This window comes from Phenylobacterium sp., from assembly GCF_044372605.1.
In the GTDB taxonomy this organism is placed as follows: Bacteria; Pseudomonadota; Alphaproteobacteria; order Caulobacterales; family Caulobacteraceae; genus Phenylobacterium.
The window spans coordinates 1-13,314 of sequence record NZ_JBILRO010000074.1; the positions used below are offsets into that span (position 1 = coordinate 1).

Genomic DNA, 13,314 nt, shown 5'->3' on the forward strand with positions numbered 1-13,314 from the left:
CCGGCGTTTTCGACGCCACCGCTTCGCACGAGGCCGGAGCTGGCGACGATTCGGATCGCCTGGCGCGGCGAGAGCGCAGGCGTCAGGGGCGAGGTGACGACAGCGGGCGCGCCCAGCACTGAAGTCACTTCGAGTTCGACGGCGCGCAGGGCGGCGACGAGGCCAGGCGACGGCCGGGGCGCGACGGGGGACTCCAGGGCAGCCTGCCGGGTGGCCTGCTCACGTTGCGCGCGGTCAAGGGCGAGGAAGCCGGCCTCGGCGCCAAACCGCGCCCAATCGAAGTTCGGTCCCAACGTCTGACGCAATGGGTGATGGCTGGGCGAGGACAGCGGGCCGCCTGCCGGCGGCACCCCCGGACCCGCGGGCGGAGACGGCGGCGGGAAGATCTGGTCGAGAGGCAGGTCCAGGAGCGCGAGCGCATCGACGACGCCGGCACCCATGTCTGTAGGCCATCCGGCGGGCCTACGCGCCGTCTTGCGAACCGCGGCGCGGAAGAGCGTCTGCGTCGTCAAGCCATGGCTGTTCGCTTGATTCCTGACGGCTGCAACCCCGAAACGCGACAACCACAGCGCTGCGACGCCGGCCGTGATGGCGACGGCGAAGGAGGTCCCCTGACCCGGGTGGACCATGCCCAGGTTGAGATCGGTCGGGGTGGAGCGGCGGGCGACGAAGACATTCTCGGCCGGGGCGGAGATGTCCACGGCCGAGCCATGGCTCGAGCCCTTCCAGCGCCGGTCGTGCTCGTCGACGCCCGCGACCGCGATGACGTCATCGTCCCAAGCCGGGTAGACCACCAGCCCTACGCAATTGCCGGCCGCGGCCAAAACGATCATCCCGGCCTTCACGGCGCGCCGGATGGCGTTGCGCAGGTCCGGGAAGGGCACCGGGCCTCCGAGGCTCATGGTGATTACGTGACAGCCCTGGTTTCGGGCATGGTCGATCGCCGCCGCGACCGCCGCGCCGCTACTCAGTACCACCAAGTTAACGCATCGCACCGGGACGATCATCGCGCCGGGTGCGGTGCCGGCGATCAGGCCGGCCGTGCGGCTCGTCACGCAACTCGACGTGGCGGTGCCGTGTCCGGGGTTGCCAGCGTGGGTCAGCGGATCGATGGGAGGCCCGCCGCCTGTCAGGATGTTCACGCCCTTGGCGATATCCACACCGCCGACGAGTTCGTCGTGGGTCGCCACGCCGGTATCGGGCTGCCCGACTAGGATTCCCGCGCCCGACGCGCCGTGGGCCGCCCAAGCCTGGTCGGCCCGCACGGCCTTCACCGCCCAAAGGGGATCATGCGGTTTCGGTGCATTAGATTCGCAGATTGCAGCCACCAGGCCCGGCACGCTCTCGGGGGCGTCGCGGCCGAGTTCGTCGGCGCCGATCCAACCCGGATCGACGTCGGGGGTAGCCGACACCAGGCCTAGGGCATCGACGAGGGAATCGGCCTCCCGGAACAGGAAGGTCGCCGACTGTTTGCGCAGCACGCCCGGGAACTGCAGGATCAGGATCGTGTCGTCTTCCGCGAGGGCCTGCAGGTCGAAGCCGTTCGCCCCCAGGAGATCGGCGATGCGCGCCCGTTCGACCGCGACGTTTGCAGGCTGCGCATACTCGAGGGAAAGTCGGAGCATACCCGGCGGCAGGCCCGCGACGGGGCCGCCCGAACTCACGGCCGCAGCCGCTCGCAGCAATTCGAAAGGCATCAGTTTCCCCCAGCGCGACCCTGCATTTACTCATCAGGTTGGGAATGAAGGCAAGGACAATCTGAGCGAGAATGGAATAGACAAGGGCGTGCTGTCAGGTAAAAACCGTGGCGGTTCGGCCGTGATAACCGCCTCCGATGGCCTGCAATCCTAGGCCCAACAACCCGTTCCGCTGGTTCGACTCGTCGCCCGAGGTGATCCAGATGGTGGCAATGCTGTACGTGCGATTCCCGCTGTCACTACGCAACGTCGAATACCTGGCCTTCGAGCGGGGCATCGACATCTGCCATGAGACGGTGCGGCTTAGGGTCAATTGGTTCGGCCCGATGTTCGCCTCGAAGATCCGCTCGCGGCGAGTCCAGTCCATGCGCCAGAACACCGAGCGGCGATGAGATCTGGACGGGGACTGGCAGGTTAACTCCGCCTGATCGCAAGCCGCCCTCCCCTATCCCCAATCAGGCGGCAACGGCCGCTTCCGCCCACGCCTGATGGGCCGCCGCCCGGAACGTCCGTAGCGTGGATCGGCGGATCAGATGTTCCTGGACGTTGAAGCAGTTGTAGATGGCGGCGTGGGTAGAGAGGAACCGTTGGGCTGAGCCCTGCGACTTGAATTTTTGCTGTTTCCGCTCTCGTCGTCGGATCGGAAGGTGGCTGTTCTCAGCGCGATTGTTGGCCTGCATCCCACCCGGTCGATGGACGCCTTTCAGCCCTAGGTCGCGGACGGCGGCACCGTAAGACGCCAGCTTGTCGGTCGTGATCGTCTCGGGGTGAAGGCCCTGGTTTCGCAAAAGCCGACGCAACAACTTCAGCGCAGCTGCTTTGTTCCGGCGCTTCTGGACAAGGACATCGAGAACCTCGCCCTCATCATCGACGGCCCGCCAGAGCCACATCTTGCGGCCACCGATGCGGACGTACATCTCATCCAGATGCCAGCGGCCGGTCGGCGGCTGACGACGCCGACGCAAGTTCGCCGCGATCAGCGGGCCAAACTTGATAACCCAGCATCGAACCGTCTCGCGGCTGACTTCGATTCCGCGCTGGGAGAGCAGTTCCTCGACATCCCGAATGCTGAGCGTGAAGCGGAAATACAGCCATACTGCCTGGCGGATCACATCCGCCGGGAACCGATGGCGTTTGAACGAGATCGGCTTCACGAATAGCCCCGCTTCGGCACCCAAACGCGCCAAACTGGAGACCTTTTACAGTTAGACTGCCAGCACCTCGCCGACCGCGTCGCCTTTCGTGAACTCCACGATGTGGTCGGCACCCATCCGGCGGGCGATGGCCATCCGCTCGGGCACCGACTCCACGCCGATAACGGTGGTGGCACCCATCAGACGCGCCCGGGCAGTGGCGCAAAGTCCGATCGGCCCCTGGGCGAAGACTGCCACCGTGTCGCCGATGCGAACCTGTCCGCTCTCGGCCCGGAAAAGCCCGTCGACATGATGTCTGGGCACATCAGCACCTGCTCATCAATGAGCCCGTCCGGATTGGGTGCAAGGTTGGTCATGGCGTCCGGCACCAGAAGGTACTCGGCCTGCGCGCCGTCGATGGTATTGCCAATGCGCCAGCCGCCCATCGGCTTAAATCCGTGCTTCGTCCCGGCGCCGTCCTGGGAGTGATATCCGAATAAACAGGCGGCGCTATGGCCGCTCGTTCGGCCCACGCAGGCCCGCGATTGTGCTGCAATCGACCCCGGTCAAACGCGAGATGTCGTTACCGATCGGTCCGCAGTCTCAGGCGTCTTAGCCGACAAGCAGGTCTACCCCGTTACGCGACCCAGCCATGGGCCGGCCATCCACCAGGCGCTCCAAATGACGACTGTCACTGTCTGTAAGCACACTGGGCAGCAGCGACTGTGGGAAGTCCTGGTAGCAAACAGGCCGTAGAAACCGGCGTATCGCCAAGGTGCCGACAGACGTACTGCGGCCGTCCGACGTCGCCGGGAACGGGCCGCCGTGCACCATGGCGGGTGACACCTCAACACCAGTCGGATAGCCATTGATCAGGATTCGCCCGGCCTTGCGTTCCAGTATCGGACGCAGGCCGCGAGCGGTGTCGAGATCCGGATCTTCGATTTGCAACGTGATAGTTAGCTGTCCTTCCAGGCTTTCCAGTACGGCCGTCATCTCATCGAGCGAGGCGCAACGCACGACAACCGAGGCGGGGCCGAAAACCTCGCCCTGAAGCGCAGTGTCGGCGATCAGGTCCGAGGCCTGGACGCTGAAGAGGTGGGCCTGCGACTGGTTCGGTCCGCCTTTCGCGCCACTTGCCAAGGTTTCCGTCGCAGGATGCCCCGCCAGTCTCGCTAAGCCGGAAGTGAATTCGCGATGGATGGCGGCGGTGAGCATCGTCGCCGGCGTGGTGACCGTGACACTGGCGCGCGCGGCTTCGATGAACGCGTCAAACCCTGGACCGTCGACCGCCAGGACCAGTCCGGGGTTCGTGCAAAATTGGCCCGCACCCAGAGTAAGCGATGCAACATAGCCGTTCGCGATGTCGACCGGCCGCGCGGCGAGAGCGGCGGGCAGCAGCACCATCGGATTGATGCTGCTCATTTCGGCATAGACAGGGATCGGCTCCGGCCGGGAAGCCGCGGCGGCCATGAGCGCCAGGCCGCCGGCCCGTGAACCGGTGAACCCGACCGCCTTGATCGCGGGATTCGACGCCAGCGCCTGGCCGATCGCCACGCCGGCGCCCAGAAGCATCGAGAACACGCCCTCATGCAGTCCCGCCTGCGCGACTGCAGCCTGGATTGCCCGCCCGACCAGCTCGGATGTTCCAAGGTGCGCGGAGTGGGCCTTGACGACGACGGGGCAGCCGGCGGCCAGGGCGGCCGCCGTGTCCCCGCCGGCGACGGAAAAGGCCAGCGGGAAATTGCTGGCGCCGAAGACCGCGACCGGACCAAGCCCGATCTGGCGCTGCCGCAGATCGGACCGCGCCAGCGGTTGCCGGTCGGGCATGGCCGTGTCGATGCGCGCTTCGATCCAGTCGCCGCTGCGCACCAGCTCGGCGAACTGCCGCAGTTGGCCGATGGTGCGTCCACGCTCGCCGGTGAGGCGGCCGGGGGGCAGACCTGTCTCGGCGGCGGCGCGCTCGATCAGGGCGTCGCCCAGACCCAGGATGTTCTCGGCGATCGCGTCGAGGAAATCGGCCCGGACCGACGAACGGGTGTCCCTGAAGGAATCGAAGGCAGCCCAGGCCAGATCGCAGGCCTCAGCCGTCTGGGCGGCGCTCGCGCCCAGGAAAGGCGGCTGCAGGGTGGAGCCGTCCGCGGGGTTGTAGGCAAGGACCTCGGCGTCCGTCCCGGCGACCAGGCGTGAGCCGATCAGCAGTTTTCCGGTCAGCGGCATCATTCGGCCCGCCAATCGGAGGTGGATGGCGACCGCGTTGCGGCGACCGACGGGCTCATGTTCAACATCATGACTTTCTCGGTCAGCTTAGTCCGGCAAGCGCCGCAGCGGGCCGACGATGATCCAATAACTCGCGATGGCCACGAGGCCATGCAAGCCTACATAGACCAGCGCCCATTCGAAGTTGCCCTTGCTGGCGACGAGATGGCCAATGACGATCGGAGTCACGATGCCCGCGATATTGCCAAGCGAGTTAAAGACCCCGCCCGTGATGCCAATAGTCCGCACCGGAGCCGTGTCGGCGATGATCGCCCAGCCCAGCGACCCGAAACCCTTGCCGAACAGCGCCACGCACATGAGGGCGATGACGACATTCTCGGAGTCGACGTAATTGCACAAAATGATGCTGGTGCTGAGCAGGAGGCCGATCGTGATCGGGATTTTCCGTCCGAGGCTGAGCGAACCTGTGCGGCGGAAGATCGTGTCGCTGAAGAAACCCGACGAGTAGGCGCCGATGCAGCCGAACATCGCCGGCAAACTGGCGGCGAAACCCGCATTGAGGATCGAAAAGCCGCGATCGGTCACCAGATAGGTCGGGAACCAGGAGACGAAGAACCAGGTCAGGCCGTTAATGCAGTATTGCGCGATGAAAATGCCCACGAGCATCCGAGACTTGAACAGTCCCATGATCTCCGAGAACCGCACCTTGTTCCTTTCGCCGCCCGCCGGCCTGCGGCCAACAAGGGCCCCGCCCTCCTCGATGTAGTCGAGCTCAGCGGCAGACAGTTTCGGGTGATCGACGGGCGTGTGGAAGGTTCGCCACCAGAGCACGGCCGCCATCAGCCCTACCCCGCCCATGACGGTGAAGATGTGTTCCCACCCGAACTTATAATTGATCCACGCCATTAAGGGCGTGAACAGAAACAGCGACAGATACTGCGCGCTGTTGAAGATCGAGCCAGCCGTCCCCCGTTCGCGGGACGGAAACCAGTTGGCGATGACGCGTCCCGAGGCCGGTCCGACCGGGGATTCGAACAGCCCCAGCATGAACCGCAGGATCATCAGGCTGATGAAGGGCGCGGCCGTGTGCGCAGCGGCGCCCATGAAGAACGTCACGCAGGACCACAGCACCAGTCCCGCCATCATGGCGGTCTTGGCGCTGATCCGGTCGGCGATCCAGCCCGCCGGCACCTGGCCCAGGACGTAGGCCCAGGCGAAGGCCGAAAAAAGCCAGCCCATCTTGACGGGCGACATGCCGATTTCGCGGGAAAGGTCGGGGCCGGCGACCGAGAGCGTGGCTCGGTCCGCCGTGGCGAGGGTCAGGATGAAGGTGATCAGCGCCAGCGCATAGTAGCGCCGCCAACCCGGCACCCGACTGATGGTGGGCATGATGGCCGCCTCCCGCGATGCTTCCAGCGCCGCTCTGCGTCGGCCCTCTTGAAATATCACATTATGAGGTTAGCACTACGAAATAAGTGCTATTGCCCCTAGAATATCGCGATTTGACTTCATTTGTCCTCTGCGAGCGCGATGGCGTACAGTGAGCCGGGCCGTCCGGGCATGGTGCCCGATACCTCGGCGTTCATATGCGACCCGCCCGCCAGCATGCCGTCCAGGCCGCCCGCTAATGCCGTCATGCCCCCCTCCGGCATCGTGAAGTTCTGGGCGCCGCCGCCTTTCAGCGGGAACGACATCACCCGCCACATGTCCGGCCCGGAAACCCAAACCCGGTCGTGCGCGAGGGCGACACAGCTCGGTTGGCCCAGAGTGGAGTCCAGCCCGATCTCTCGCACCAGCGCACCGCCGACAGCTTCACGCAACTGCAGGCGACCGTCCGTATACAGCACGGCGAGCAGCCCCGCCTCTGCCGCCAGGGCCAGAATTGGGAAATCCGCTTCGATAATGGCTTTGCCCGTCGCGACGTTTTCGATGCGCCCGGCCGGTCCGCCCAGGGCGACGTACAGTCTCGCCTGTCCATCGTCGGCCAGGGCGGCCACGGTCAGGTCGAACGTTTTCTGCAGCTTGGGCCCCGCAGGCTGCCAGAGGTACAGGTTGCGGCCTTCGCCGAGCAGGACCGTGCCGTCGCTGTCGATGGCCGCGCAGACCGGGATGAACGGCAGCCGCTCGCTGGTAAGCAGGGTTCCCCCCCTGTCCAGGGTGTGGATGGCCGGCGCGGCTGCATCGACAACGCGGATGTCGCCGCCGACGCCGATCGCCACAGGCTGGAACAGCCCGCCCTCACGCAGACATTTGACGTCCTTCTGTATTCCCGCGACGACCGCCGAGCCCTGTAGGCGCCGGATAACGCCGTCGGCCACTTCCGACAGGGCCGCGGCCAGGGCCCGCACGCGCGCAGGCGGCATCCTGTTGGCCGGGGCGGATAGGCTGACCGCGCCGACCACTTCGCCGTCAGCGCGTAGTAGGGGCGCCGCGACGCAGCGGACGCCGACGATGATTTCTTCGTCGTCGAAAGCATAGCCGCGCGCACGGATCAGCTGGAGATCCTCGAGCAGGGCGGCCTTGTCGACCAGCGTCCTTGGCGTCAGAGCCTGCAGCACACCACGGCGCACATAGCGGTCGATCGCGGGCTGCGGCATCCAGGCCAACATCGCCTTGCCGATGGAGGTCGCGTGAAACGGCCGCTTAGCGCCCGTCACCGTCTCGCTCACGCTCTCGATGCCCATGCTGTAACGGCCGACGATACGCGCCGCGTCCGGCTCTGGCACCGCCAGTGAGATGGTCTCGCCGGTGCGTTCGGACAGGCGGATCAGCTCGTCTTCAGCCAGCGTCACCAGCCGGTGGCTCTTGCCGATTGTCGCCGACAGTTCGGTGAAGTGGAGCCCGACCTCATAGGCCTGGTCGCGGCGGTCGAGGGCGAGCATCCCGCGCCGGACGAGCGCGGCCAGGATCCGATAGACGGTCGGCTTGGGATGGCCGGTCATCTGGGCGATCGCGTTGGCCGTCAGCCGCTGGTCCGAGGCCGCGACCAGGTCGATCAGATCCAGCGCCTTGTCCAGCAGCTGCGTCCCGGAGGCGGCAGATCGAGGGATGTCTGCAGAGTCGTGCGAACCAGGCTTCATCCGTGTCATCTATCAACTCGCAGCGCCCGCCGCGAGCCATTCGATCGCGGCTTAGGCGCGCGCCTTCGCCGCGCTCTGCAACAGGGCGCGGATGTAACCGTAGTTGAATGCCCAGGATTGATCCTCAGCCGACTCGACGGCCTCGCGGCCGCCCACGGTGCGGTGAACCGGAATATGGTCCGGGCAGAGCATGCCGTCGTAGCCGACCTCACGATACGCCTCGACCGCGCCGGCCATGTCGATGTCGCCGTCGTCGGGGAAGTTTTCCGCGACGTTATTGCTCATTCCGCCGCGGATGTTGCGGAAGTGGACATTGAAAATCTTCTTGCGGCTGCCGAAATAGCGGATGACGTCGTTGATCTGTTCGGCGGGCTTCTCGAGCATCTCGCAGACGGTGCCTTGGCAGAAGTTCAGGCCGTGATACGGGCTCTCCTGGATGCTGATGAAGCGCTTGAGCCCATCGACATTGGCCAGGACGCTGGCGATCTGCAGGAAACCTTCCTTGGGCAGGCCGGGGTCGTGCGGGTGCTGGGCCAGTTTCACCTTGTACTCGTTGGCGACCGGGACGACCTGGTTCAGGAAATAGGTGATCCGCTCCCACATTAGGTCGGCGCTGTAGGACGACGGCAGACCGGCGCGTTCGGCGTAGGTTCCGGCGGCGTCTTTCAGGCGCAGAGCCAGCACGCGGGAAGGGTCGGCGACGGCCTCCGCGTAGTTCCACTTGTTGTACAGCGTGTCGCCGCGGCCCGGGACCAGGCCGGACCGCATGATCGGCAGAACGGAGAGATAGTACTTAATGCTGGGCACGCCGGCCGCGGCGCAGTTGCGGATTGTGTTCTGGAACGCCTCGATCTCGCGGTCACGCTCCGCCCCCGAGCCCATCATCATGACCGCCGACTTTTCGCCGCGGCCGATCTGGCTGTCTGTCAGGTCGACTTGAACGCCATACTTGGCGCAAAGGTCCACCACCGCCTTGAGTTCGTCGACGGTGGGGTGGAGGCGCCTGGGGTCGGCGATCGTGTACCAGCCGCACACGTTCTTAACGCCGTAGCGCTGAAAACGTATCAGGTTAGGCACGTCAGTGGGCTCTTGGGTCCCGAGCTTCATCAGCACGGGCTTGCGCGGCCCGGCCGGCCGCCGGGCCTGAGCCAGGGCCCCGTTCCCTGCCCCGCCCATCGCACTGATGGCGACGCCGGCGCCCGTGGCTCCCAGTAGGTGACGACGATTCAAATCGGTCATGGCGGCGCTCCTCTCGGGGTTCGATCTAGTAGGCGAAATTCAGGCCGACGCGGAAGTAGCGGCCGATCGGATCGAAGTTCTCGCCGCCAAAGGGGGTGAAGGCGGGCGGCAGCTTGTCGCCGATATTCTGGACGTTGAGGTAGGCGGTGTAGTCGCCGCCCAGAACGTTGAAGGCATAGGCCACACGGCCGTCGAAGATGACCTGGCCGTCGATATCCTTCTGCGGCAGATCGGAGGCCAGGGTGGTGCTGTCATAGGGCCCTGACCCACTGTACCGCGCCTGGCTCGACAGCGTCAGCGGCCCGTTGCGGTAGGAAGCAGAGGCCACCCAGCGCCAGGCCGGTTCGGAGGAGTCGCCGGTGCGATCGACGATCTTCGCGCCAGGGGCCACGTTGTAGGATTTCTGCACATAGTTGCCGAGGAACCGCAGGTCGAGCCGGCCCGGCAGGGACGGCGAAAGTTCGCTGAGCTCCTTCCGGTAGCTGATTTCGAGATCGATGCCCTTTGAGCGTAGTTCGCGCTGGTTGACCGGCACGGCGAAGGCCGTGGTCACGTTGCCGGCTGCATCGCGGATAGCTCGCGCACAGGCTTCAGTGGACCCATTGCGGCAGTCGAGCGTCGACTGGGATGCACTGACCGCAGCGATCGCCCCATCGATCGTGATGTCGTAGCCATCGACCGAGATATCCAGGCCGGGCGCGAAGGTGGGCGAAACGACGACGCCCATAGTCAGCGTATCGGCCTTTTCCGGCTTCAGGTAGGGGTTTCCGTTGGTGATGGTGAGAATGTTCACCGTGTTGCGCGGTGGATTATAAAATTGATCCAGGAACTGCTGGGTGCGCGCGCTGGAACCCGAGTTGAACAGTTCGGTGATATTGGGTGCGCGGATATCGCGGGACTTGGTGGCGCGGAAGCGCAGGAAGCTCACCGGCCGATAGGCCAGGCCGGCCTTCCAGGTCGTGACGCTGCCGCTGGTGGAGTAGCGGGTGCGACGGATCGCGCCGTTAAAATCCAGCTCTTGGGCCAGCGGGACATCTTTCAGGATCGGCACGACGGTTTCGGCGAACCCTTCGTAGACATCAAAGCTGCCGGCCTGGTCACGATAGTTCCCAGCGCGGAAAGGGCCGGTTGCGTTGGAGAAGGCGTTGAACTCGAGCGACCGCGGATCGGCCTTGGCCCGGATGCTCTCCTTGCGGTACTCGAAGCCGCCGGCCAGCGAGACCGGGCCCGCCGGGAGATTCAGGGGTTCGCCGTCGAATGTGAAGGCCGCTGTGTCCTGTTTGGTTTGCACCGTCGTGTAGCTGGTGCCGGTGATGTAGTTGAGCGCCGCTTCGCTGTACGCGTGTTCGCCCAGCGCATTGATAGGCACGCAGCCGTTGCCCGGTGCGGTCAGGGTGGACCGGCAGACGATCTGGCCCGACGCGTTGAACACCGCGTCGGAGGCGCGCTGATAGTTCTCGGCGAGCTGGTTGTAGCGAGCATCCAGGCCTTGGCGGTTCTGGCCTAGGCCTGCGTGGGCCTGCCATTTCCAGTCGTGGAAATCACCTTCGAGCCCGACCACGAAACGACGGGTGTCGTTCAGGTTCCGGATTTCGGTGCGGGGCAGCATGCGGTCGTACTTGCCGAGGCGGAAATTGGCCACGCCGCGGCTAGCCAACGTCGCCTTGAAGACCGGCGTCAGGTAGGCGTTGTCGTTGAAAATCGTCAGGGCCGTCGAGGCGATCGCCTGGCTGTAGGATCCGATCTGGTAGACGTATTCCGTCGATCCGTAGTTCGCCTCGAAGAAACCCTGCAGGTTGTCGTTGAAGTCCCAGGTGCTGCGGCCGAAGAAGACACCGCGCTGGGCGGGGACCTGCAGCGGCAAGAACTGGATCAAGGGGCCGTCGCCGCCCACCTGTGTCGTCGCGCTGGTCAAGGAGCCGAAATTGTAGGGGATGGCGTTGCTGTTGGTGTCGAACGTCGTACCCCGGAGCGGGCCCGCCGAGATGAGGCCGGCGAAATTGGCGATGGAGGACCGCACGTCGCAGGCGAAGGTCCGGGCGGTGGTGCCGCCCGGGTTTAGCACGACCTCGCAGCTCCGGCGGTAATTCGGCCGATCCTGTATATCATCGACGCCAGCGCTCTTATAGGCTTCGACGCTGAGCAGAAGGTGGCCGCGTTCGGCGAAGTCGGCGCCATAGGCAAGGCTGATCTTCCCCTCGCCGTTGTCGTTGCGGCTGGAGATGCCGCCCATGACCTCGCCCTTGAAGCCGGTGTAGTCCTTATCAAGGATGAAGTTCACCACGCCGGCGACGGCGTCCGAGCCATAGGCCGCCGAGGCGCCGCCCGTGACTACCTCGACGCTGGAAATCAGGTTCTGAGGAAACAGCGCGGTGTCGATGGTGCTGTTGCTGCCGCTGGGGACAAAACGGCGCCCGTCCAGCAGGGTCAGGGTGCGTGGCGCGCCAAGCCGGCGCAGGTTAAGAAACGCCCCGCCGGCGCCGACCGAGCCGTTCGATCCGCGAGGGCCCGTGGACGCGCTGAGAGATGGCAGCTGACGCAAGGCATCGCTGATGCTGCCTGGGTTGGCCAGCCGTAGCTGTTCGGCGCTGACGGCGGTGACCGGGGTTGGCGCCTGGAAGCCCACGCGGGACACGCGGCTGCCGGTGACGACGATTTCCTCGACGGCCGCGCTGACCGCCGGGGCGGTCTGGGCCCAGGCCGCGTTGGCTGCGCAAAGAACCAGGGCCGACACGCCCACGAAGATCGCACTCTTGCTCGTCATTTCTTCCCCTCTACCACGCGCTGCGTGGATCCAACTTTGTGCACGTCTTGAAGCGGCCTTGACCCAGGGCAAGGACGACAGCGTCTAATCACTATGTGGACGATAAGCGCGATACCGAGAGCCGTCTATCCAATTTTTATTACATCGTGGGCTTTTCCGCGCGCTAACGCCACAGCGAGAGGTTCGAATTATAGATACAGGCCAATCTGGGCGGGCAGCGGCGGAAGCGGACCCTCGCGGCTAACAACGGTTTTGTAATTGTATTCATTGATATATTGTGGGGACCGTCGCTTCGCGAAGCGTAAGCGTGACGTTTCACGCTTGCAGGACGCCCCCGAATTGTGGCTAGTGTTTAATCACAATGTGAGAAGGTCGGGACGCAATCGGCCGCCTCATTCAAGGAGCCTAAGTCACAGCATGAATCGCATCGCGCCGCCGCTCACTCCCTTGCCGGAGGGCGTCATTGAAAGACTGTCTCGCATCTCGAGCGGCACCTTGACGACGGAACTGTTCCGGCGCGGCCTCAAGCAATGTTTCCTGGTCGGCCTGACGCCGCTCAATCCAGACAAGGCGCGTTTCGCGGGCGAGGCCTACACCATGCGCTTCATACCCGCGCGCGAGGACCTCGACACTTATGAGACCCTCAAGCCCTATCCGACGCCCGACAATCTGCAATGGGAAGCCGCAGAGGCAATTGGCCCGGGCCAGGTGCTGGTCATCGACAGCCGTAATGACTGCCGCGCCGCATCGGCCGGCAACATCCTCCTCACACGCATGATGGTGAGAGGCGTGGCGGGCATTGTTACCGACGGCGCACTGCGCGACGGGGTCGAGATCGCCCAGATGGGCATCCCCGCCTATGCCCGTCAGGTCACGGCCTCGACGCGCCTCTCATTCCACCGCACCGCCGACCTGCAGACGCCGATCTCGTGCGCCGACGTGGCGGTCTATCCCGGCGATATCATTGTCGGCGACGGCGACGGCATTACCGTGATCCCCAGGAGCCTCGCGGCGGAAATCGCCGACGTCGGAGAGCAGCGCGATATCTTCGAGGAGTATCTCGTCGCCCGTGTCCGCAACGGCGAGGGCCTATACGGCGTCTATCCGCCAAACGAGCAGACCCGGGCCGATTTAGCGGCCTGGAAACAGGCCGGCTCCGACCCCGCTCAAATCACCACCTT

10 protein-coding genes are annotated in these 13,314 nt (G+C 65.1%); 2 read left to right on the plus strand and 8 right to left on the minus strand.

The genetic code is table 11. The features are described from left to right. Positions 1–1,697, minus strand: a 1,697-nt coding sequence (locus ACIQ42_RS08200) for a S8 family peptidase (protein WP_397421711.1), incomplete at its 3' end; no start/stop codon positions are given. Between the two features lie 137 nt (positions 1,698–1,834). Here ACIQ42_RS08200 and ACIQ42_RS08205 point away from each other — a divergent pair. Continuing rightward, a complete protein-coding gene (locus tag ACIQ42_RS08205) occupies positions 1,835–2,089 on the plus strand; it encodes a hypothetical protein (protein WP_397421712.1) in 255 nt (84 codons plus the stop codon). Positions 2,090–2,152: 63 nt separating this feature from the next. On the opposite strand, the gene ACIQ42_RS08210 is transcribed toward ACIQ42_RS08205, so the two are convergent. The 7 genes from ACIQ42_RS08210 to ACIQ42_RS08240 all read right to left on the minus strand — a co-directional run bounded on the left by ACIQ42_RS08210 (position 2,153) and on the right by ACIQ42_RS08240 (position 12,133). After that, on the minus strand, positions 2,153–2,851 hold the full coding sequence (locus ACIQ42_RS08210) for an IS6 family transposase (RefSeq protein ID WP_397421720.1): 699 nt from the start codon (positions 2,849–2,851) through the stop codon (positions 2,153–2,155). Positions 2,852–2,902: 51 nt separating this feature from the next. Then, the gene (locus ACIQ42_RS08215) at positions 2,903–3,154 is read right to left on the minus strand and encodes a zinc-binding dehydrogenase (protein ID WP_397421713.1); all 252 of its coding nucleotides are present in this window, start codon (positions 3,152–3,154) and stop codon (positions 2,903–2,905) included. A gap of 288 nt (positions 3,155–3,442) precedes the next feature. Further along, the gene (locus tag ACIQ42_RS08220) at positions 3,443–5,053 is read right to left on the minus strand and encodes an aldehyde dehydrogenase (NADP(+)) (RefSeq protein ID WP_397421714.1); all 1,611 of its coding nucleotides are present in this window, start codon (positions 5,051–5,053) and stop codon (positions 3,443–3,445) included. An 84-nt stretch (positions 5,054–5,137) separates the two neighbouring features. Beyond that, the gene (locus tag ACIQ42_RS08225; protein ID WP_397421715.1) at positions 5,138–6,439 is read right to left on the minus strand and encodes an MFS transporter; all 1,302 of its coding nucleotides are present in this window, start codon (positions 6,437–6,439) and stop codon (positions 5,138–5,140) included. 119 nt (positions 6,440–6,558) lie between these two features. Beyond that, complete coding sequence (locus tag ACIQ42_RS08230; RefSeq protein WP_397421716.1) at positions 6,559–8,130, minus strand: IclR family transcriptional regulator; 1,572 nt, start codon at positions 8,128–8,130, stop codon at positions 6,559–6,561. A 51-nt stretch (positions 8,131–8,181) separates the two neighbouring features. Next, the gene (locus tag ACIQ42_RS08235; protein WP_397421717.1) at positions 8,182–9,369 is read right to left on the minus strand and encodes a mannonate dehydratase; all 1,188 of its coding nucleotides are present in this window, start codon (positions 9,367–9,369) and stop codon (positions 8,182–8,184) included. Between the two features lie 25 nt (positions 9,370–9,394). After that, on the minus strand, positions 9,395–12,133 hold the full coding sequence (locus tag ACIQ42_RS08240; RefSeq protein WP_397421718.1) for a TonB-dependent receptor plug domain-containing protein: 2,739 nt from the start codon (positions 12,131–12,133) through the stop codon (positions 9,395–9,397). Between the two features lie 417 nt (positions 12,134–12,550). On the opposite strand from ACIQ42_RS08240, the gene ACIQ42_RS08245 reads away from it, so the two are divergent. After that, positions 12,551–13,314 (plus strand): ribonuclease activity regulator RraA (locus tag ACIQ42_RS08245; RefSeq protein ID WP_397421719.1); only part of this gene is annotated, 764 nt, incomplete at its 3' end.